This is a genomic window from Streptococcus parasanguinis (assembly GCF_901875555.1).
In the GTDB taxonomy this organism is placed as follows: domain Bacteria; phylum Bacillota; class Bacilli; order Lactobacillales; family Streptococcaceae; genus Streptococcus; species Streptococcus parasanguinis_H.
Window position 1 is genome coordinate 71,014 of record NZ_CABFMD010000022.1, and the last position, 20,045, is coordinate 91,058.

Below are 20,045 nucleotides of genomic sequence, written 5' to 3' on the forward strand. Positions count from 1 at the left end.
AACAATGAAATTTTTAAGATTGAATCCTGGAAAGAACTATCTGATATTGAAGCTTCTGATTCATTGGCATTTAACTCGGCCAAGGATAGTTTGATTGAAAATTATGGTCATATAAAGGGAATGGACTATTTTGTGGAAAAATCCAAGTCAGGCCATTTGCAGATCCATATAGTGACAGATTTTTCAAAATTGGACCTAAAAACTTGGAATAAAGATTTTAAACGAATAAGAAATTGAAGGACTTAACTGATTATTCAAAAAAATTGGAAGATAATGGAGCTGTCAGAACCAATAAATTTTCTAAATATATTAAACAACGATAAAAAAGACTTTTTGTTGACTATAAATAGGTTTACAAGGAGACCTTTCTTAGTTATGAAATCAGTTGAAAGGCTGGGACAATCTTGTCTCAGCTTTTTTTATCTAAAATGTGCTAAAATCCTTTCAAGATGATGACTATCTTTTCCTATTTTTCTATAGTTATGGTATAATAAAGGGATGAATTTAAGGTGGTAAACATGGCAAAATTAATCCCTGGGAAGGTTCGTTCACAAGGGAGCCTTCTCTATGAAGCTGGGAAAGTTTCCCTTCAGGAAGTAAAAGAAAAATACCTGTATTTTCGGGTGGAAGAAGAAAGCTTGCGGTACAGTTTGGACGACGATGCCGTTTTTTGTAGCTGTGCTTTCTTTCAAAAGAAAAAATTCTGTACGCATCTAGCAGCTGTGGAAGCTTTTTTGAAGAATGATGACAGTGGGAAAGTAGCTCTTGCAAGTCTTGAAGAAGATGCCACTGCGACAGAGGAAACTCAGGAGAAGGTCTCTTTTGGAAGTTTATTTTTAGATCAGGTTCTTCCAAAAATCGAGAAAAAAGAAACCCGCTATGTCTTATCGGCCGTTGGGCAGGAGGATGAATACTCTGGTCATTTCTTGTGGACCCTACGCATTCGTCGCTTGCCAGACGAACGTTCTTATGTGATTAGAGATGTGCTAGCTTTTTTGCAGACCCTTCAGAAAGAAGGCCACTTTGCAATTGGCAAAAGTTATTATGAACCTATTTCTTACTTAGAATTTGATGAGCCTAGTCAGGATGTGATCGATTTCCTACAGGGCTTGGTCACAGATAGTGGATCGAAAGAGCAAGATTTCTTTCCCAATGCTGGGCGCCATCTTTATTTTCCACCTACTCTTTTTGAAGAAGCTGTGGAATTACTGATGAATTTGGACTCTTTTCTCCTACAATATAGCTTGTATGATTTTTCAGGGGTCTATTTTCAGGATGTCCATGGGGAGGAAGATCTCTTTCATTTTCAGGTGGAAGACCATGGTGATTTTTACGAATTGATCATTACGGAGCCACAAGTGAAGGTTGTTGAGTCTGCTGTTTACCTGTTTCGAAATGGTGTCTTCTATCACCTGACGCCCCAACAGCGTACCTTATGGAAGGCCATCCAAGATCTTCCAATGGATCAGGATCGCAAAAAACGCCTGCATTTTGATCCAACGGACCAGACCAAACTTTCCTATAGTTTAAAAGAGTTCAAAAAACTGGGGCAAATAACAGCACCGACCAGCTTTTTAATCCACGATTTCACTCCAGAATTTCATTTTGATCTAGCACAGGACCAGACTGTTTTACTAGATGTGGTTTTCCAATACCAGGATCGTGTGGTAACCACACGTGAGGAGCTCCTTAACCTTCCTTATTCAAGTGATTTCGATAAGGAGCAAGAAGTCTTTTCAACCATGCTAGCAGCAGGGTTTACGGATGATTTTTCTTCTCAAAGAAGTCCTTTATCAAGCGAGCAAATCTATCCATTCTTTCATCAACAGATCCCGACTTTTGAAGCCTTAGGGGAGGTCATCCTCTCGGATAGCCTTTTAGATCTTTATCAAGTGGAGCGTCCAAAAATTGATGTTAAAACCAATGGCAGTCTACTGGAAATTGGCTTCGACTTTGAAAGTGTAGATCCAGCTGAAGTGGACCAGGTCCTCAAAGCTTTGGTGGGACAAGAAGATTATTTTGTCAGCCCTACAGGGAAGGTCCTTGTTTTTGATGAAGAAACCAAGAAGATCAGTCGAGCCTTAGCAGATCTGCGAGCTAAAATGAGCAAGGGTGGGAAACTACAAGCCCGCCGGATTGCTGCTTACCAGCTATCTGATTTGTTAGCAGATCAAGACAATGTTCATTTTTCAGAAGAATTTCGAAATTTAGCTCATGATCTGACTTATCCAGAAGATTATAACCTCCCTCAGATGACAATCCAAGCGACCCTAAGGGATTACCAAGAAACAGGGGTCAAATGGTTCTCCATGCTAAATCATTATGGTTTTGGTGGTATTTTAGCGGATGATATGGGGCTTGGAAAAACCCTGCAGACCATTTCCTTTTTGACCAGTGTTGCAAAAGAAGAAACTAAAATCTTGATTCTAGCTCCGTCTAGTCTCATCTACAACTGGAAACAAGAATTTTCAAAATTTGCTCCTCAGATGGAAGTGGCAGTGGTCTATGGTCTCAAGCAACATCGCGATGAACTCATCGCAACCAATCCTCAAGTAGTCATCACTAGTTACGCTTCTTTCCGTCAAGATGTGGAGGAATATCAGAAGAATCAGTATGAGTACTTGATCCTAGATGAAGCCCAGGTTATGAAAAATGCCCAAACCAAGATTGCCCAACACTTGCGTGGCTTTGATGTGCCACATGTGTTTGCCCTATCTGGGACACCGATTGAAAATCATGTAGGAGAACTCTGGTCTATTTTCCAAATTGTCCTTCCAGGTCTGTTTCCGGCTAAAAAAGAATTTCAAAAATTGAGTCCTGAGACCATTGCGCGATTTGTCAAACCTTTCGTCATGAGACGGAAAAAAACAGAGGTCCTTCAAGAATTACCAGACTTGATCGAAACCATCTATCACAATGAGTTGGATGAAGCTCAAAAAACGATCTATTTGGCCCAATTAAAGCAGATTCAAGATCGAGTAAGAACGTCAAGTGATGAAGAATTAAACAGAAGCAAGGTAGAAATTTTGTCTGGTCTCATGCGTTTGCGCCAAATTTGTGATACACCGGCCCTCTTTATGGAGGACTACCAAGGTGAAAGTGGTAAATTAGAAAGTCTTCGAGACCTGCTGGCGCAAATCCAGGATAGCAATCATCGTGTCCTCATCTTCTCCCAATTTAGAGGCATGTTGGATATTCTGGAGAAGGAGATTAACCAGCTCGGCATGACTTCCTTTAAAATCACGGGTTCCACCCCGGCTAAAGATCGTCAAGAAATGACCAATGCCTTTAATGATGGAGAGCGCCATGCTTTTCTTATTTCTTTGAAGGCAGGAGGAGTCGGATTGAACCTCACTGGAGCCGATACCGTCATCTTAGTCGATTTGTGGTGGAATCCTGCCGTGGAAGATCAGGCGATCGGCCGTGCCCACCGGATGGGGCAAGACCAAAATGTAGAAGTCTACCGAATGATTACCAGAGGGACCATTGAAGAAAAAATCCAAGAGCTTCAAGCTTCTAAAAGACACTTGGTCTCAACGATTCTGGATGGAACGGAAACACGTTCCAGTCTATCTGTGGAAGAAATTCGTGAGATTCTTGGAATTCAATCGGAATAACTTGAAAAATTCTGTGAATAGTTTATAATTAATGGAGTGTCGAAAGGAAGAAAGCATGACAGAAAAATATTTTCCTCAAGTAGGGGATAATGAGTTGATGTTAACGGAGATGCCCCATATGAACCTGTACGATGATTCAGATTTGATCAGTAACATTACAGGCGACTATGTGGATAAAAATTATTTGGAGTGGCAACCGATTGCTGAAAATACCAAACCTAAGCATCCTTACCATCAACTGCTAGAGGAGCCTCTACCAAAAAGACGTCCTGTTAGAAAACCGGATTTTAAAGAACCGATAGATAAGAAAAGCCCAGCCAATCGCTATGCAGAAGAAGCAAGAGAGCGGGCGCGTGAGGATCTGAAAAAGAAACGCACTGCACCTTATCTGACTACAGATCCATCCGCTACAACGGCCAATCGAAAAAAAACGTTCATTTCAGAGCGCAAATCTACGCAACCAACGGCTCCTTTTCAAAAAGAAAACCCTGGCGAATTATTGAAGTACAGTAAACGATTGCGACAAGATCAGTTGATTCTTGCAGAGTTCGAATCTGCAGAAGAACCGGAAGTGGCAGAACCTACTGAAAAGAAAAACAATTATGATTTCTTAAAGACCAGCCAAATATACAATAAAGATCAGCACAAGTTGAAACCACAGCCGATCAAGCAAGAATTGGATTTAACCCATCTAGATCAAGAATAAGGAGAAAACATGTCTAACACATACCATTTTATTGGAATTAAAGGAGCAGGGATGAGTGCTTTAGCTCTCATGCTTCATCAAATGGGACATACGGTTCAAGGGTCAGATGTTGAGAAGTATTACTTTACGCAACGTGGCTTGGAACAAGCAGGAATTCAAATTTATCCATTTGATGTGAAAAATTTGGAAGGTGACAAGATCCTCATTGCCGGGAATGCTTTCCGTCCAGATAACAATGTGGAAATTGCTTATGCAGATGAGCATGGCCTAACCTATAAACGCTACCATGAATTTCTTGGTGAATTTATGCGTGACTTCGTCAGCATGGGGGTTGCCGGAGCACACGGAAAAACCTCAACAACAGGGATGCTTTCTCACGTCTTATCAAATATCACCGACACCAGTTACTTGATCGGAGATGGGACTGGTCGTGGTTCTGCCGCAGCCAAATACTTTGTCTTCGAATCAGATGAGTACGAACGTCACTTTATGCCTTACCATCCAGAGTACAGCATTATCACCAATATTGATTTTGACCACCCAGACTACTTTACGAGCTTGGAAGATGTCTTTAATGCCTTTAACGATTATGCCAAACAAATCAGTAAGGGTCTCTTCATCTACGGAGAAGACAAGGAGTTGCGTCGGATTACCTCTGAAGCACCGATCTATTACTATGGTTTTGACAAGGAAAACAATGATTTTGTTGCGAGCAACCTACTTCGTTCCACAACCGGATCAACCTTTAGCGTGCATTACCATGGGGAAGATTTGGGTCAATTCCATATTCCAACCTTTGGTCGCCACAATATCATGAATGCGACAGCTGTCATTGGCTTGCTGTACATTGCTGGCTTTGACTTGAACCTTGTTCGCGAACATTTGAAGACCTTCGCAGGAGTGAAACGCCGGTTCACTGAAAAGGTGGTCAATGGAACCGTCATTATTGATGACTTTGCGCATCATCCAACGGAAATTATTGCAACCTTGGATGCGGCCCGTCAAAAATACCCAAGTAAAGAGATTGTGGCCATTTTCCAACCACATACCTTTACACGGACCATTGCCTTGTTAGATGAATTTGCAGAAGCATTGAATCAAGCAGATGCTGTTTACTTGGCACAGATCTATGGTTCTGCACGTGAAGTCGATCACGGCGATGTGAAAGTTGAAGATTTGGAAGCAAAAATTGTCAAACGTTCAGCGATTATTACAGCTGAGAATGTTTCTCCTCTTCTTGACCATGACAATGCGGTCTATGTCTTTATGGGAGCTGGGGATATTCAAACCTATGAATACTCATTTGAGCGTTTATTATCTAGTTTGACACATAGTGTACAATAAGAGATGATTGAGTCTGGAATCGATTGGTTCCAGACTCAAATTTATCTGTCCACTGAAGGAGTATAAGATGAGGAAAGCAGGATGATGATTCGAGCAATCACCCCAGCTGATCAAGAACAGCTGCTGTTGCTAGAAGAAGAACTTCATGACAATGAAGGAAAGGAGCACAGGACCACTCTTGAGGAAGCGCTAGGTTCGAAGGAAGCCATTTCTTTGCTTGCAGAGCAGGGTGGCGATGTGGTGGCTTACTTGTTGGCAACAGAAGACCAGCATTTAAAAGGAGACCTAATCGTATTGCGATTAGCAGTGAGGCCAGCCTTTCAAGGTCAAGGATATGGTGCTATTTTAATCGCTGCTTTAAAAGATGTAGCTGTTCAAAAGGAAAAGAAAGCCATTTGTATCGATTGTTCAGAAGACTTACTTTCTTACTTTGCCCAGCAAGGATTTCGAGATGAAGCTGAGTTTGATCGAGGTGTCCATATGGTTTGGGAACGATAGAAGGAGTAGATGATGAAAGAAAAGATTCACATTCGACAAGCTGAGCTGCAAGATTTGGATGCGATCGAGCGCATTGAGCTTGAGAATTTCTCAGAAGAAGAAGCGATTGCGCGTGAGATTTTAAAAGATCACATTGAAGCCATTCGCTCAACTTTTCTTGTAGCAGAGTGTCAAGGTCAGATTTTAGGGTATTTAGAAGGACCTGTTAGACCAGAGCGCTATTTGATCGATTCCTCTTTTTCAAAGGTTGAAGATCTAAGCCATTTAGAAAAGGGCTTTATTTCCATTACGAGTCTATCCATTGCTAAAGAAGCCCAAGGACTTGGAGTAGGAACCCTTTTACTTGAAGCGATGAAAGAGATCGCGATTAAGGATGGCCGTCAAGGGATCAATTTGACCTGTCATGATTATTTGATTCCTTATTACGAGAAGCAAGGATTTACCAATGAGGGGCTTTCAAAATCCCAATATGCGGGTGAAGTTTGGTACAATCTGGTCTGGGAAAATGAAAACCTTGATTAAATAGGTATTTTAAAGAAGAAGGGCAATTTGTATTGCTTTTCTAAATCTTTTAAGATATAATATTAAGGATTATGATGAGGGAGGTCAATTATTTGACTGATAAATCACAAGACAGTGAGAAGTTATTAAGCTTCAAAGAGCAGATCCTCAGAGACTTAGAAGAGGCCAATGAGCAACTTCTAAAGATTGAAAAAGAGTATGATCTACCTGATCGAAGCATTGAAACCCCTTCTTCACTGAAAGAGGAGGAGGAAGAAACACCACCTCCAAAAGAAAAAGCTGTTGTGGCTCCCACAGAAGAACCAGTGGAGCCAGAAAAGGCGAATCCTATTGTTGAAGAAAAGAGTGAGTCCTCAAAGCCTGCTCCAAAAGAACCAAGTCAGGAACCGGTAGAGGAAAGCTTATCACGCTCTTCTCGTAACCAGCGCCAACAAAAACAAAAGAAACAAAATAAAATCGCTAAACGAATTGTGCGGACAGTGGTCAGCCTTTTGCTGATTGTGATCGTGGCTACAGGGATCTTTGCAGTGACCTATATCCATTCGGCTGTTAAGCCAATGGATAAAAATGCAACAGAATTCGTGACGGTTGAGATTCCAGCAGGTTCAAGTAATCGTGAGATTGGCGCGATCCTTGAGAAAAAAGGACTCGTGAAAAATGGTCAGTTCTTTAATTACTATACCAAGTTCAAGAACTATAGCAATTTCAAATCTGGTTATTTCAACCTTCAAAAGAGCATGGATCTAGAAACCATCATCCAAAAACTGCAGGAAGAGGGGACTAAAACTCCTCAGGCTCCAGTTCTTGGGAAGGTGACGATTCCAGAAGGTTATACGATCGACCAGATTGCGACGGCTATCACCGCTGATGTCTCCACTAAGAAGGCAGGCAAGACTCCATTTAAGAAAGAAGATTTCTTGAAGGCTGTCCAAGACGATGCCTTTATTGAGAAGATGGTGGCCAAATATCCTAAGCTCTTGGCTAATCTGCCAAGTAAGGATTCTGGTGTTCGCTACCGTTTAGAAGGTTATCTCTTCCCAGCAACTTATAACTATGGGAAAGAAACCACAGTGAAAGAAATGATCGATCAGATGCTTGCGGCAATGGATCAAAACTTAACCCCGTATTATGAAACGCTTGAGAGCAAAAACATCAATGTGAACGAAGTATTGACTCTTGCTTCCTTGGTTGAAAAAGAAGGGGCGACAGATCAAGACCGCAAAGACATCGCAAGTGTCTTCTATAACCGCTTGAACCAAGATATGCCTTTGCAAAGTAATATTGCAATTCTTTATGCAGAAGGGAAACTTGGTCAAAAGACGACCTTAAAAGAAGATGCAACGATCGATACAGAGCTGGATTCACCTTATAATATTTATAAGAATACCGGCTTGATGCCTGGCCCAGTGGATAACCCTGGAGTATCAGCGATCGAAGCAGCGGTGAACCCAAGTAAGACAGACTACTTGTATTTTGTCGCAAATGTTGAAAATGGTGAAGTCTTCTTCGCTAAGACATACGAAGAACACAATAAAAATGTTGAAGAACACGTCAATAGTAAATTGACACAAGCAAGTTCAAACTAGAAAAAGCATGTGGCGCGTCCACAGCTTTTTCATTCAAATAATAGAAAGAGAAGAAACATGGCAGAAAAAACATACCCAATGACCCTAGCAGAAAAAGAAAAATTAGAACTAGAATTAGAAGAATTGAAATTGGTCCGTCGACCTGAAGTCGTCGAACGGATCAAGATCGCTCGCTCATATGGTGACCTCTCAGAAAACTCTGAGTATGAAGCAGCAAAAGATGAGCAAGCCTTTGTGGAAGGTCAAATCTCTAGCTTGGAAACAAAAATCCGTTATGCAGAAATCGTCGATAGTGATGCTGTTGCAGTAGACGAAGTTGCGATCGGAAAAACTGTTACAGTCCAAGAAGTTGGCGAAACAGATGAAGAAGTATACAGCATCGTCGGTTCAGCAGGGGCAGATGCCTTTGCAGGGAAGATCTCTAACGAAAGCCCAATCGGTCAAGCATTGATTGGTAAGAAGACAGGTGACGTTGTCACTGTTGAAACACCAGCTGGAAGCTACCAAGTGAAAATTTTGAACGTAGAAAAAACAGCGTAACTATAAAAGCAGGCTCTTCAAGAGGGCCTGTTTCAGATTAAAGACAAAGTCCTCTTAGAACCTTTCCTTAAGTGAGTACGGACGTCAGCGAACTTCTACGAAGTTCCATGACTTAGTTTTGAACCTAAGGTTTCAAAACTCCCCTAGTGCCTGAAACATAATTGTTTCAGGCACTTTTCTCACGGCGGAAAGTTTCGGTATCTGCTCTATAAACCTAATAGTTTATATCATTTTATTTTTTAACATTACTTAGGTAAAAACGGTCTTAACGCAGGCTCTTCAAGAGGGCCTGTTTTTTGTGCTCTTAATCTTCTTGTGAGAGTAAAAATTCTTCGTTGACTGACTGACCGGTATCAAAAAAACACTTGAACCCCTGGGTTCAAGTGCTGCTCTATTTCTCCTAGAATTTAGTAGTTTGTACTACTTTCTATTGCGTTGTTTTCCAGCATTGCGGTTGCTTTTTGGTTTGTGTTGGATTTGTGTCGTCGCAGTTGGTGTGACATCTTTTTTCACACGGTGACTAGTCGCTTTTGGAGGATTGTTTTTGTATTCCTCAGCGACCCGTTTGCGAAGATTTGGACGAATCAAGTAGTTGATGACAAATTGTTGGATAATTTGGATTACCCCACCGACTACCCAGTAAAGAGTCACTCCGGCTGAAGAGATCAATGAGAAGACACCGATCATAATCGGACTCATCAGTGATGCCTTACGCATGCTTTCCTTTTGGGTTTCATCTTCAATTCCATGAAGAGAGAGCATACTTTGTATATAGTAGAGAACCGCTACGATAGCCGTCAAGAGCAAGCTTGGTTTTCCAAGAGCAATGCCAAGGAAGCTACTTTCTGCTACCCCTTTGGTGTGTTGAGCTGCAAAGAAGAGAGCTGAGAAGAATGGCATTTGGATCAAGAGTGGCAAACACCCAACTCCACCAAACATGCTGACTCCATTTTCACGTTGAGCAGCCATTAATTCCTGTTGCGCCAATAGCTTTTCTTCTTGTGTGCTAGCGTTTTTCATGCGCTCTTGGATTGGACCAAGGATTGGCTTCAAGTAGTTCATCTTTTCAGATTGGTAAGTTGCCTTCCATGATTGGTACAAACCAAGTGGCAAGATGATTAAGCGCACGATCAAGGTGACGATAATAATCCCAATCCCAAAGCCCAAGCCAAGATTGTTGGCGAAGAATTTAATAGCTTCCCCCATTGGACGTCCAAGGACATTCCAGATGAATCCAGTTGGATTTCCAGTTTTACGATCGATGCCGACACACCCTGACAAAAAGACCAGGGAAGTAAGAGCCATCGTTGCGAGTAATACAAATTTATTTTTTTTCACAAATAGTTCCTCTTTTAAAAAATAATACTTCTCTATTCTACTGTTTTTTTCGAAAATACACAATAGGGCGATCGTCTTAATTTGTAATTTTGAAATTGGAGAAGTTTTCAAAATTTGCCAAATTGACATCCAAATAGGACACCTTTGAAAAAGGAGTCGGCCCTTTGCGGATTTCTTGAATGAATTTGGCCATTTGTTGACTGTTTTCAGCCTGAGCTAATATGCCAACCGTTCCATCATCATTATTCCAGACGCGTCCTGTGATGCCACCAATCTCAAGAGCTAGCGCATAGACACCCCAACGAAAGCCAACCCCTTGAACACGCCCTTGGGCAATCATTTTTACCTTTTGCATTTCTTTCCTCCTAGGCATAAAGAAATCCATCTGAAGCAGATTTCTTTGTGATATAATAGTCCTATGAATATTATAACGTCTAAATCCAATAATGGAATTAAAAATGCGAAAAAGTTACATCAAAAAAAATACCGGACAGATTCTTATCTCATTGAAGGCTGGCATCTTTTTGAAGAGGCAGTGAACTATCAAGCCCCTATTCGGCAGATTTTTGTTCTAGAAGCTTTTTTGGATCGGGTAGAGGGGATGGATCAGGTGACAGTAGTGACACCTGAGATTTTGGAACTGTTAGCTGATTCTAAGACCCCTCAAGGGATTGTCGCAGAGATTGCTCTTGAGCCAGCTACGATTCCTCTACAATTGGAGGGTCGTTACCTTTATTTGGAGGATGTACAAGATCCTGGAAATGTGGGAACCATGATTCGTACAGCAGATGCTGCAGGCTTTGATGGTGTCATTCTCTCAAAGGCTTCCGCTGATATATACAGTCTCAAGGTCCTTCGCTCCATGCAAGGAAGTCACTTTCATCTTCCTATCTGGAAAATGGACCGAGCTGAGCTGTTTGAGCGTGCTTCCAAATCCAATACTCCGGTCCTTGCGACGACCTTATCGAAATCGTCAATCGATTATCGTCAACTTCCTCAGATGGACCAGTTTATCCTGGTCATGGGCAATGAAGGAAATGGCATCAGCCAGGAAATGGCGGCACAAGCAGACCAGCTGGTTCATATTCCCATGCCAGGTCGGGCAGAGAGTTTGAATGTTGCGGTGGCAGCTGGAATTTTGATGTTTTATTTAAGGAATTTTTGAGAAAAAGCAGTATACTGAAACTGTAAGGAAAAGTTGTTGGAGATCTGATTGGGAGAACTCATCGATGAAAGGTGGTTATCTTATGCAATATCATCGTGACAAAGAATACATGAACTATGTGGGACATTTGATCCAGCACCCTAAGGTTCAAAAATTAGCCGACATCCCCCATCATATTCATTCCAATCGTTTGGAGCATTCCATTCATGTTAGCTATACTAGTTATAAACTGGCTAAAAAATTTGGCTGGGATGCTAAAAGTACGGCTCGGGGTGGCCTCTTGCATGACCTCTTTTACTATGATTGGCGCGAGACCAAATTTACCAAGAGTCACGCCTGGATCCATCCCCGCATTGCCGTGAGAAATGCGCGAAAGATTACAGATCTCAATGCCAAGGAAGAAGACATCATCATTAAACACATGTGGGGAGCTACCCTTGCTCCTCCTCGTTACAAAGAGTCCTTCGTGGTGACTATGGTGGATAAATACTGGGCTGTTAAGGAAGCTTCAGAACCTTGGCGTAAAAAGATGGCCAAAAGGAGATTTTTTCATCGAAAAATGTTAAAATCGTAGTAAACAAATTTGAAAGGAAGTTTATTAGATGTATAATGACTCTATAATCCAAGAACAAAGTGGATTGAATGCTTTTTATAACAAAATCTATTCATTAGTGGGGATCGGTGTAGGGATTTCAGCCCTTGTGTCTGGCCTTATGATGACGGTCTTTCAAGACTTCTTCGTTCAAATCTTGACAACAGCACCAATGGTTTACTACGCAGCAGTTGTTGTAGAATTGATCTTGGTCTTTGTTGCCTGTGGGAAGGCTGTTAAAAATAGCCCTTCTGCTCTTCCAATCTTCTTGATCTACTCAGCTCTAAATGGATTTACTCTCAGCTTTATCATTGCTCGCTACATGCAAGCGACGGTTTATAAGGCTTTCTTGGTCAGTGCCTTGATGTTTATTGTCATGGGAGCTATCGGACGCGTCGTGAAAAAAGACCTGTCTGGTATGGGACGTGCCTTGATGGGAGTCTTGATCGGTGTGATCATCGCTTCTGTTGTGAACATGTTCTTGAGAAGTTCTGGTATGGACTACATCTTGAGTATTATCTCTGTCTTCCTCTTTGCAGGATTGACTGCTTGGGATAACCAAAAGATCCGCTATGTCTATGATCAAACAAATGGTCAACCTGCGACAGGATGGGCAGTGGCCATGGCTTTGGAACTGTATCTTGATTTTATCAACCTCTTTATCAGCCTTCTTCGTATCTTCGGAAGAAACGACTAATCAAAGAGAAATTGAGCTGGGGCAGTTGCCTCGGCTTTTTTTGTCTTCCGACTTGTGCTATACTAATAGTGACTAAAGAATAGAAATGAGTGCTTATGAAAACACCCTTTGTAACCCGTGAACAATTAGACCAGTTGATCCAAGAATTTCCAACGCCTTTTCATCTCTATGATGAAGCAGGGATTCGTGAAACAGCACGAGCGCTTCACAAGGCTTTTGCATGGAATAAAGGCTTTAAAGAATACTTTGCGATCAAGGCGACTCCGAACCCATCGATCCTAAAAATTTTGCAAGAAGAGGGCTGTGGAGTCGATACTGCCAGCTACGTTGAATTGTTAATGGCGGATAAGTTGGGTTTTAGTGGAAAAGAGATCATGTTTTCTTCGAATAATACTCCAGCCAATGAATTCGTCTACGCTCGGGAATTGGGAGCAACCATCAACCTAGATGCTTATGAAGATATTGCTTTCTTAAAATCAGTTGCCAGCATTCCAAAGGTAATTTCCTGCCGCTACAATCCTGGTGGAGTATTTGAGCTGGGAACCGATATTATGGACAACCCAGAAGAAGCGAAGTTTGGGATGACCAAGGAGCAATTGATCCAGTCCTTTAGGGAGTTAAAGGAGTTGGGTGTGGAAGAGTTCGGGATTCATGCCCTCTTGGCCTCGAATACCGTATCGAACGATTACTATCCTGAGTTGGCGCGCCAGCTCTTTGAATTGGCAGTAGAAGTCGTCGAAAAAACAGGGGTTCACTTGGGCTTCATCAACCTCTCTGGTGGTGTTGGGATTAACTATAAACCGGACCAACGTCCCAACGATATTGCTGTAATTGGCGAAGGTGTGCATCGTGTTTTTGATGCCATTCTTAAACCTGCAGGTCTGGGCCATGTCAAAATCTATACGGAACTTGGTCGCTTTATGCTGGCTTCTAACGGTCTTTTAGTGACGACCGTGACCCATAAAAAGAAGACCTATCGTACCTATGTTGGCGTTGATGCTTCAGCTGTCAATCTTCTGAGACCGGCTATGTACGGGGCCTACCACCATATCACCAATATGGACCGTCCGGATGGACCGACAGAAGTGGTTGATGTTGTCGGTAGTCTTTGTGAAAACAACGATAAATTTGCCAAACAACGAAAACTCCCAGTGACGGAGATTGGAGATGTCCTGGTCATTCATGATACAGGAGCTCACGGCTTTTCGATGGGGTATCAATACAATGCCAAGCTGCGTTCAGCAGAAGTCTTGCTTCAAGAAAAAGGACAAGCACGCTTGATTCGTCGGGCAGAAAAACCAGAGGATTATCTGGCAACTCTCTATGGCTTTGACATTGAAAAATAAGCGATTGTCTGCTATAATAATAGTTATGTAAAAATAATGGATCGGAGAAAAATGTATGAATCTCTTTTTAGGAATTTTGTTGATTATTTTGGCTTTCTTTGGTGGAATGGTTGCAGGTATGTTCTTGCTTCGTCGTCAATTTGAAAAAGAATTCGCATCAAACCCACGTTTGAATGTTGAAGCAGTCCGTACACTTTTAGGTGCGAGCGGCCAACGCCCAAGCGAAGCAAAAGTTCAGCAAGTCTATCGCCAAATTGTGAACCAACAAAAATCAGCAATGGCGAAAAACAAGAAAAAATAAGAGTGGGGCAATCTCACGATAATAAATGAGAGGGGCTTGGAGGAATTTCTTAGTCCCTCCTTTTGGAAGGAAGAGATATGGATAACCGACCGATTGGTTTTTTAGATTCTGGAGTAGGTGGCCTGACTGTTGTCCGAGAATTGCTCCGTCAGCTTCCTCACGAAGATGTCGTCTATATTGGAGATTCAGCGCGTGCACCTTATGGTCCTAGACCAGCAGACCAGATTCGCGAGTATACTTGGCAGATGGTGAACTTCCTTCTGACCAAAAATGTCAAGATGATTGTTTTAGCTTGTAATACAGCGACTGCAGTGGTTTGGGAAGAAGTCAAGGAAAAACTTGATATTCCTGTTTTAGGAGTGATTTTGCCTGGAGCTTCTGCAGCCATTAAATCAACGACCCATCAAAAAATTGGGGTGATTGGGACACCGATGACGGTTTCTTCTGGAATTTATAAAGAGAAGATTCAAAGTCTGGCACCAGATATGACAGTCACCAGTTTAGCTTGTCCCAAGTTTGTTCCTTTAGTGGAATCCAACGAGTTGGCATCCAGTGTGACAAAAAAGGTGGTTTACGAAACCCTAAAACCACTAGTTGGAAAGGTTGATACCTTAGTCTTGGGATGCACCCATTATCCACTCTTAAAACCCATTATCCAAAATGTGATGGGACCATCTGTTAAATTGATTGATAGTGGGGCAGAGTGTGTTCGGGATATTTCGGTCTTACTAAACTATTTTGAGCTCAATAAGAGTCGTGAACTCTTAGAGCAAACCCACCGCTTTTATACAACTGCAAATGCCAATAGCTTTGCAGCGATTGCCGAAAAATGGCTAGAACGTTCAGTGAATGTGGAGCACGTAAATTTATGAGTGACAAACTATTTGAATACAAAGATTCCCAAGATTGGTATATTGCCCAATGGGGAGAAGATGCAGACTACAACCAATTTAGTCAAGTCCCTGCAGAAGCTTCCACTTTGTTAGACCAGCTGGAACTTCTCTTTGCCAAGGATCCTGAAGGATTTCCTCTCAATCTATCGGTGATGCGCTATGGATCAGCCTTTCGTTTCCTGACTTTTTTGACGGAAGTCTTAAATGAGGTCAAGGGAAGAACTTTTGAGATTGTCCAACGTCAAGGGGCCTTGCTCTTGGTAGAAAAGGGCAACTTACTGTATGTGCATCTACCAAGTGAGGGTGTGAACTTAGAAGCTTTTTTAGGGCAAGATAAGGTGAAAGATACCATCCTCATTGCGACTCGTAATGAAGGAAAAACCAAAGAATTCCGCAATATGTTTGAAAAAATGGGCTTTGAAGTGGAAAACCTTAATCAACACCCAGAGCTTCCAGAAGTGGAAGAAACAGGGATGACCTTTGAAGAAAATGCCCGCCTCAAGGCTGAAACAATCGCTAAATTAACCGGCAAAACGGTCTTGGCAGATGATTCAGGCTTGAAGGTGGATGTCTTAGGTGGCTTACCTGGAGTCTGGTCTGCTCGCTTTGCGGGAGTCGGTGCGACGGATGCGGAAAACAATGCCAAGTTGTTGCATGAGTTGGCCATGGTCTTTGAATTGAAGGATCGTTCAGCCCAATTCCATACGACCTTGGTGGTCGCAAGACCAGGAAAGGAAAGCCTAGTAGTAGAAGCGGATTGGCCAGGCTATATTAATTTTGAGCCTAAGGGCGAAAACGGCTTTGGCTATGATCCTCTCTTTTTAGTTGGGGAAACTGGCCGTGCTGCTGCGGAATTAACCCTTGAAGAAAAAAATACCCAATCTCATCGAGCATTGGCTGTTAAAAAGTTATTGGAGGTATTTCCATCATGGCAAAGCAAACAATCATCGTAATGAGTGACTCGCATGGAGACCGTTCCATCGTAGAAGCAATTAAAGACAAATACCTAGGTCAGGTCGATGGTATTTTTCACAATGGGGATTCTGAACTAAAAAGTGATGATCCTGTCTGGGAAGGGATTCACGTTGTCCAAGGAAACATGGATTTTTATGATGGCTATCCAGAACGCTTGGTGACCCAACTAGGGCCAACACGAATCATCCAGACCCATGGGCATCTCTTCCAGATCAATTTTAGTTTTCAAAAATTGGATCTGTGGGCCCAAGAGGAAGAAGCAGATATCTGTCTTTACGGCCACCTTCATATCCCAGATGCTTGGAAGGAAGGAAGAACTCTCTTTGTGAATCCTGGATCGATCAGCCAGCCACGCGGTCTGATTCGAGAGTGTCTCTATGCTAAAATTGAGATAGATGATTCTCAATACAAAGTAGAGTACTACACGAGAGACCATGTATTGTATCCGGAATTGACAAAGGAGTTTAGCAGATGATCGCAAAGGAATTTGAACGTTTCTTGCTGGCGCAGGAAGAGACGTTCCTAACTCCTGCCAGGAATTTAGCGGTCTTGATTGATAACCACAATGTAGACCATGCAGTTTTGCTGTTGAGCCAGATTAGCTATAGTCGTATTCCGGTAGTGACGGATGAACGCAAGTTTGTGGGGACGATCTCCCTAACGGATATTCTATCTTATCAATTGAAACACGAGATTCCTGAGGAGACTTTTGCTTCGATGGATATCGTAGACGTTGCAAAGAAGGAGGTCGGGGTCATCGGTTTAGACTTCAATTTGACAGAAGTCCTTCATAAGTTGGTGGATGACTCCTTCTTATCGGTGGTGGATGAAGAAGGGTATTTCCAAGGGATTATTACGCGAAAATCGATCCTCAAAGCCATCAATTCGCTGATGCATAATTTTTCAAATGAATACGAGATGATTCCAAAATGAAAGAATTTATTGCAAGTTTTATTGATCAAAAAGAATTAAGTGAAAATTCTCAGTCTGCCTATTTCTATGATTTGGACCAGTTTATCGAGTCGATCCATGGAAAAGTGACGCCGACAAATTTGAGAATTTACCAAGCTTCGATTAAAGATTTTAAACCGGCGGTTCAAAAACGAAAATTATCCGCCGTCAACCAATTTTTATATTATTTGTATCAAGAACGCTTTATTTCTGAGTACCATCGTTTGGTCTTGCCTAAAATTCAACCGGCCAAGACCCATGATCGGGAATTGATGGATCTGACCCATTTTTGGGAAGAATCAACCAATCCTCAGGGACGCTTGATGGCCTTGTTGATTCTGGAGATGGGCTTGTTGCCAAGTGAGATCCTCCAAGTCAAGGTCGAAGACATTCAGCTGGACTTTCATGTCATTCGAGTGGGCAAAGATGGCCAAAAACGGGTTTTAAAAGTTCCAGAACCTTTACTGGATGAGTTGCAATTCTTCCTAGATGGTGTTTATCTCTTTGATAATAAAGGAAAATCCTACTCCCGTCAGTGGGGATTCCGACAATTAGAAGCCTTCTTGATCGAAAAAGGGAATCAAGACCTTTCGGCTCAATCGATTCGTGAGCAGTATATTTTGAAACAACGTGAACTTGGTGTGGATCTCTTTAGTATTGCGCGTGAATTGGGCCTAAAAACCATGGTGACATTAGAAAAATATAAATAATGGATATTAAAATTAAAGATTTTGAAGGGCCTTTGGACCTTTTGCTCCACTTGGTCTCTAAATACCAGATGGATATCTATGAGGTTCCCTTGATTGAGGTGATCGAACAGTATTTGGCTTATCTGGCGACCCTCCAGGCTATGAAACTAGAGGTGGCTGGGGAATACATGCTCATGGCTAGTCAACTAACCTTGATCAAGAGTCGAAGACTTCTTCCTAAGGTTGCAGAAGAGATGGATGAAGCAGAGGATCTCGAGCAGGATCTCCTTTCTCAATTGGAAGAGTACCGTACTTACAAGCAATTAGGAGAGTTGATGGCCTCACAGCACGAGGAGCGCGCCCTCTATTATTCGAAACCGAAGATGGAATTGATTTATGACGATACCGAATTACTTCATGATCGCACCACGGTGGATCTCTTCTTGGCTTTCTCAAAACTATTGACCAAGAAAAAAGAAGAATTTCGCCAGAACCATACAACCATTGTAAAGGATGAATACAAGATTGAAGATCTGATGGATCAGCTGCGTCACCGATTCCACGATCGCTCACAAGTTCTCTTGCAGGACTTGTTTCTAGAAGCAGCGGATCTCCAAGAGGTCATTACCTTATTTCTTGCAACCCTTGAATTGATCAAGATCCAAGAGGTCACAGTGGTACAGGATACGGCTTTTGGAGAAATTTACTTAAATAGGATGGAACATGAGCAAATTATCTGAAATTGAAGCACTCTTATTTGTAGCGGGTGAAGAAGGAATTACTGCCAGACAAATCGCAGACCTTCTCTCTTTACCTCCGACAGGTGTGGTGCAAAGTTTAGAAAAATTAAGCCAAAAATACCAAGAGGACACAGATACCAGTCTGTGTTTGATGGAGACAGCTTCCCGTTATAAATTGGTGACAAAGGCAGACTACGCTTCGGTTTTACGAGACTATTCTAGAACTCCTATGAACCAAAGTTTGTCTCGGGCTGCCCTTGAAACCTTGTCAATCATTGCTTATAAGCAACCGATTACCCGCGTGGAGGTCGATGATATTCGAGGTGTCAATTCCAGTGGTGCCATTACCAAACTACTGTCATTTGATCTGATTCGCGAAGATGGAAAAAAAGAAGTCCTAGGGCGTCCCAATTTGTATGTCACGACCGAGTTTTTTTTGGATTATATGGGGATCAATCATTTGGAGGAATTGCCAAAGGTTGAGGAAGTGGACATCGATCCAGAGGAAGGTCAATTATTTTCAGAGAGAACAGAGGAACTAGATGAGAATTAACAAATATATTGCCCATGCAGGCGTGGCTAGTCGTCGCAAGGCCGAAGAACTGATCAAGCAAGGTTTGGTGACGGTCAATGGCCAGGTTGTACGAGAACTAGCAACCATCATTCAATCAGGGGATAAGGTTGAAGTTGAAGGAACTCCAATCTATAACGAAGAGAAGGTCTACTATCTTTTAAATAAGCCACGTGGCGTCATCTCTAGTGTATCGGATGATAAAGGACGGACAACAGTCGTTGACCTTTTATCTCAAGTACCAGAGCGTATCTACCCTGTAGGACGTTTGGACTGGGATACATCTGGTGTCTTGATTCTAACCAATGATGGCGATTTTACAGATGAGATGATTCACCCACGTAATGAGATTGATAAGGTCTATGTGGCGCGTGTCAAAGGGATTGCCAATAAGGAAAACTTGCGTCCCTTGACGCGAGGAGTGACCATTGATGGAAAGAAAACCAAGCCAGCGACTTACGAGATCTTAAAAGTGGATGTCGAAAAAAACCGTTCAGTGGTTCAGTTGACCATTCATGAAGGGCGCAACCACCAGGTCAAGAAGATGTTTGAAGCTGTGGGACTTTTAGTGGATAAACTCTCCCGGACCCAGTTTGGAAACCTAGATGTCTCAGGATTACGTCCGGGTGAATACCGCCGCTTGAACAAAAAAGAAATCAGCCAGCTGCACAATCTAGCAGTGACTAAATCTAAAAAAGCATGAAAACAATCCTGATTGCCATGGTCAGATGCTATCAAAAATGGATCTCTCCCCTATTTCCGCCTTCTTGTCGCTTTCAACCGACCTGTTCCAATTATATGATCCAAGCGATTGAACGCTTTGGTGTGAAAGGTGTCTTGATGGGGATTGCGAGGATTCTGCGATGCCATCCTGGTACCCAAGCGGGACCAGACCCTCTGCCAGACCACTTTAGTCTGAGACGAAATGAAGAATCAAAATAGGACGGTCGCAAAAATACAGAAACACCCTTAGA

23 protein-coding genes are annotated in these 20,045 nt (G+C 42.2%); 21 read left to right on the forward strand and 2 right to left on the reverse strand.

All coding sequences use genetic code 11. The features are described 5' to 3' along the window. Positions 1-518: 518 nt before the first annotated feature. The 7 genes from JX304_RS05310 to greA all read left to right on the forward strand — a co-directional run bounded on the left by JX304_RS05310 (position 519) and on the right by greA (position 8,813). Positions 519-3,617 (forward strand): DEAD/DEAH box helicase, encoded by a 3,099-nt coding sequence (locus tag JX304_RS05310; RefSeq protein ID WP_205011570.1) that lies wholly within the window; start codon positions 519-521, stop codon positions 3,615-3,617. Positions 3,618-3,672: 55 nt separating this feature from the next. After that, positions 3,673-4,323 carry a cystathionine gamma-synthase gene (locus tag JX304_RS05315; protein WP_205011571.1) on the forward strand — a complete coding sequence of 217 codons (651 nt, stop codon included), beginning with the start codon at positions 3,673-3,675 and terminating at the stop codon, positions 4,321-4,323. 9 nt (positions 4,324-4,332) lie between these two features. Further along, positions 4,333-5,667, forward strand: coding sequence for a UDP-N-acetylmuramate--L-alanine ligase (murC, locus tag JX304_RS05320; protein WP_205011572.1), 1,335 nt, complete (start codon positions 4,333-4,335; stop codon positions 5,665-5,667). Between the two features lie 81 nt (positions 5,668-5,748). Then, positions 5,749-6,165, forward strand: a complete 417-nt coding sequence (locus tag JX304_RS05325; RefSeq protein ID WP_205011573.1) for a GNAT family N-acetyltransferase — start codon at positions 5,749-5,751, stop codon at positions 6,163-6,165. A gap of 12 nt (positions 6,166-6,177) precedes the next feature. Then, entirely contained in the window at positions 6,178-6,687 is a 510-nt protein-coding gene (locus tag JX304_RS05330) for a GNAT family N-acetyltransferase (protein WP_205011574.1), read from the forward strand. Between the two features lie 71 nt (positions 6,688-6,758). After that, a complete protein-coding gene (gene mltG, locus JX304_RS05335; RefSeq protein WP_205011575.1) occupies positions 6,759-8,273 on the forward strand; it encodes an endolytic transglycosylase MltG in 1,515 nt (504 codons plus the stop codon). Between the two features lie 57 nt (positions 8,274-8,330). Continuing rightward, positions 8,331-8,813: a transcription elongation factor GreA gene (gene greA / locus JX304_RS05340; protein WP_129299041.1), complete on the forward strand. Its 483-nt coding sequence runs from the start codon at positions 8,331-8,333 to the stop codon at positions 8,811-8,813. A 420-nt stretch (positions 8,814-9,233) separates the two neighbouring features. Here greA and yidC read toward each other — a convergent pair whose 3' ends face one another. Both yidC and JX304_RS05350 read right to left on the reverse strand, forming a co-directional pair. Continuing rightward, positions 9,234-10,151: a membrane protein insertase YidC gene (gene yidC, locus JX304_RS05345; RefSeq protein WP_205011576.1), complete on the reverse strand. Its 918-nt coding sequence runs from the start codon at positions 10,149-10,151 to the stop codon at positions 9,234-9,236. Positions 10,152-10,227: 76 nt separating this feature from the next. Further along, entirely contained in the window at positions 10,228-10,506 is a 279-nt protein-coding gene (locus JX304_RS05350; RefSeq protein ID WP_200772534.1) for an acylphosphatase, read from the reverse strand. Positions 10,507-10,569: 63 nt separating this feature from the next. Between JX304_RS05350 and JX304_RS05355 the strand changes: the two genes are divergently transcribed. From JX304_RS05355 to yidD, 14 genes are all read left to right on the forward strand, one after another. Then, the gene (locus JX304_RS05355; RefSeq protein ID WP_205011577.1) at positions 10,570-11,316 is read left to right on the forward strand and encodes a TrmH family RNA methyltransferase; all 747 of its coding nucleotides are present in this window, start codon (positions 10,570-10,572) and stop codon (positions 11,314-11,316) included. Positions 11,317-11,398: 82 nt separating this feature from the next. After that, positions 11,399-11,890 (forward strand): HDIG domain-containing metalloprotein, encoded by a 492-nt coding sequence (locus tag JX304_RS05360; protein ID WP_205011578.1) that lies wholly within the window; start codon positions 11,399-11,401, stop codon positions 11,888-11,890. 28 nt (positions 11,891-11,918) lie between these two features. Further along, entirely contained in the window at positions 11,919-12,605 is a 687-nt protein-coding gene (locus JX304_RS05365; RefSeq protein ID WP_205011579.1) for a Bax inhibitor-1/YccA family protein, read from the forward strand. Positions 12,606-12,700: 95 nt separating this feature from the next. After that, a complete protein-coding gene (locus tag JX304_RS05370) occupies positions 12,701-13,951 on the forward strand; it encodes a diaminopimelate decarboxylase (RefSeq protein ID WP_205011580.1) in 1,251 nt (416 codons plus the stop codon). A gap of 55 nt (positions 13,952-14,006) precedes the next feature. Beyond that, positions 14,007-14,252 (forward strand): YneF family protein, encoded by a 246-nt coding sequence (locus tag JX304_RS05375; protein WP_003005109.1) that lies wholly within the window; start codon positions 14,007-14,009, stop codon positions 14,250-14,252. A gap of 77 nt (positions 14,253-14,329) precedes the next feature. Further along, positions 14,330-15,124, forward strand: coding sequence for a glutamate racemase (gene racE, locus JX304_RS05380; RefSeq protein ID WP_205011581.1), 795 nt, complete (start codon positions 14,330-14,332; stop codon positions 15,122-15,124). Then, a complete protein-coding gene (locus tag JX304_RS05385) occupies positions 15,121-16,098 on the forward strand; it encodes a nucleoside-triphosphate diphosphatase (protein ID WP_205011582.1) in 978 nt (325 codons plus the stop codon). The genes racE and JX304_RS05385 overlap by 4 nt, the downstream gene beginning before the upstream one ends. Then, a complete protein-coding gene (locus JX304_RS05390) occupies positions 16,074-16,595 on the forward strand; it encodes a metallophosphoesterase (protein WP_205011583.1) in 522 nt (173 codons plus the stop codon). The genes JX304_RS05385 and JX304_RS05390 overlap by 25 nt, the downstream gene beginning before the upstream one ends. Then, the gene (gene cbpB / locus JX304_RS05395) at positions 16,592-17,053 is read left to right on the forward strand and encodes a cyclic-di-AMP-binding protein CbpB (protein WP_205011584.1); all 462 of its coding nucleotides are present in this window, start codon (positions 16,592-16,594) and stop codon (positions 17,051-17,053) included. The genes JX304_RS05390 and cbpB overlap by 4 nt, the downstream gene beginning before the upstream one ends. Then, positions 17,050-17,781, forward strand: coding sequence for a site-specific tyrosine recombinase XerD (gene xerD, locus JX304_RS05400; protein WP_205011585.1), 732 nt, complete (start codon positions 17,050-17,052; stop codon positions 17,779-17,781). Before cbpB ends, xerD begins: the two co-directional genes overlap by 4 nt. After that, positions 17,781-18,500, forward strand: a complete 720-nt coding sequence (locus tag JX304_RS05405) for a segregation/condensation protein A (protein ID WP_205011586.1) — start codon at positions 17,781-17,783, stop codon at positions 18,498-18,500. Before xerD ends, JX304_RS05405 begins: the two co-directional genes overlap by 1 nt. Beyond that, entirely contained in the window at positions 18,484-19,053 is a 570-nt protein-coding gene (gene scpB / locus JX304_RS05410) for an SMC-Scp complex subunit ScpB (RefSeq protein WP_205011587.1), read from the forward strand. Before JX304_RS05405 ends, scpB begins: the two co-directional genes overlap by 17 nt. Then, positions 19,043-19,774 carry a pseudouridine synthase gene (locus tag JX304_RS05415; RefSeq protein ID WP_205011588.1) on the forward strand — a complete coding sequence of 244 codons (732 nt, stop codon included), beginning with the start codon at positions 19,043-19,045 and terminating at the stop codon, positions 19,772-19,774. Before scpB ends, JX304_RS05415 begins: the two co-directional genes overlap by 11 nt. Further along, the gene (gene yidD / locus JX304_RS05420) at positions 19,771-20,013 is read left to right on the forward strand and encodes a membrane protein insertion efficiency factor YidD (RefSeq protein ID WP_205011589.1); all 243 of its coding nucleotides are present in this window, start codon (positions 19,771-19,773) and stop codon (positions 20,011-20,013) included. Before JX304_RS05415 ends, yidD begins: the two co-directional genes overlap by 4 nt. Positions 20,014-20,045: the final 32 nt, after the last annotated feature.

Excerpts from the sequence above, each read along its gene's own strand:
- JX304_RS05310 (WP_205011570.1), top strand. The coding sequence starts at position 519 with ATGGCAAAATTAATCCCTGGGAAGGTTCGTTCACAAGGGAGCCTTCTC.
- JX304_RS05315 (WP_205011571.1), top strand. The coding sequence starts at position 3,673 with ATGACAGAAAAATATTTTCCTCAAGTAGGGGATAATGAGTTGATGTTA.
- murC (WP_205011572.1), top strand. The coding sequence starts at position 4,333 with ATGTCTAACACATACCATTTTATTGGAATTAAAGGAGCAGGGATGAGT.
- JX304_RS05325 (WP_205011573.1), top strand. The coding sequence starts at position 5,749 with ATGATGATTCGAGCAATCACCCCAGCTGATCAAGAACAGCTGCTGTTG.
- JX304_RS05330 (WP_205011574.1), top strand. The coding sequence starts at position 6,178 with ATGAAAGAAAAGATTCACATTCGACAAGCTGAGCTGCAAGATTTGGAT.
- mltG (WP_205011575.1), top strand. The coding sequence starts at position 6,759 with ATGATGAGGGAGGTCAATTATTTGACTGATAAATCACAAGACAGTGAG.
- greA (WP_129299041.1), top strand. The coding sequence starts at position 8,331 with ATGGCAGAAAAAACATACCCAATGACCCTAGCAGAAAAAGAAAAATTA.
- JX304_RS05350 (WP_200772534.1), bottom strand. The coding sequence starts at position 10,506 with ATGCAAAAGGTAAAAATGATTGCCCAAGGGCGTGTTCAAGGGGTTGGC.
- JX304_RS05355 (WP_205011577.1), top strand. The coding sequence starts at position 10,570 with ATGAATATTATAACGTCTAAATCCAATAATGGAATTAAAAATGCGAAA.
- JX304_RS05360 (WP_205011578.1), top strand. The coding sequence starts at position 11,399 with ATGCAATATCATCGTGACAAAGAATACATGAACTATGTGGGACATTTG.
- JX304_RS05365 (WP_205011579.1), top strand. The coding sequence starts at position 11,919 with ATGTATAATGACTCTATAATCCAAGAACAAAGTGGATTGAATGCTTTT.
- JX304_RS05370 (WP_205011580.1), top strand. The coding sequence starts at position 12,701 with ATGAAAACACCCTTTGTAACCCGTGAACAATTAGACCAGTTGATCCAA.
- JX304_RS05375 (WP_003005109.1), top strand. The coding sequence starts at position 14,007 with ATGAATCTCTTTTTAGGAATTTTGTTGATTATTTTGGCTTTCTTTGGT.
- racE (WP_205011581.1), top strand. The coding sequence starts at position 14,330 with ATGGATAACCGACCGATTGGTTTTTTAGATTCTGGAGTAGGTGGCCTG.
- JX304_RS05385 (WP_205011582.1), top strand. The coding sequence starts at position 15,121 with ATGAGTGACAAACTATTTGAATACAAAGATTCCCAAGATTGGTATATT.
- JX304_RS05390 (WP_205011583.1), top strand. The coding sequence starts at position 16,074 with ATGGCAAAGCAAACAATCATCGTAATGAGTGACTCGCATGGAGACCGT.
- cbpB (WP_205011584.1), top strand. The coding sequence starts at position 16,592 with ATGATCGCAAAGGAATTTGAACGTTTCTTGCTGGCGCAGGAAGAGACG.
- xerD (WP_205011585.1), top strand. The coding sequence starts at position 17,050 with ATGAAAGAATTTATTGCAAGTTTTATTGATCAAAAAGAATTAAGTGAA.
- JX304_RS05405 (WP_205011586.1), top strand. The coding sequence starts at position 17,781 with ATGGATATTAAAATTAAAGATTTTGAAGGGCCTTTGGACCTTTTGCTC.
- scpB (WP_205011587.1), top strand. The coding sequence starts at position 18,484 with ATGAGCAAATTATCTGAAATTGAAGCACTCTTATTTGTAGCGGGTGAA.
- JX304_RS05415 (WP_205011588.1), top strand. The coding sequence starts at position 19,043 with ATGAGAATTAACAAATATATTGCCCATGCAGGCGTGGCTAGTCGTCGC.
- yidD (WP_205011589.1), top strand. The coding sequence starts at position 19,771 with ATGAAAACAATCCTGATTGCCATGGTCAGATGCTATCAAAAATGGATC.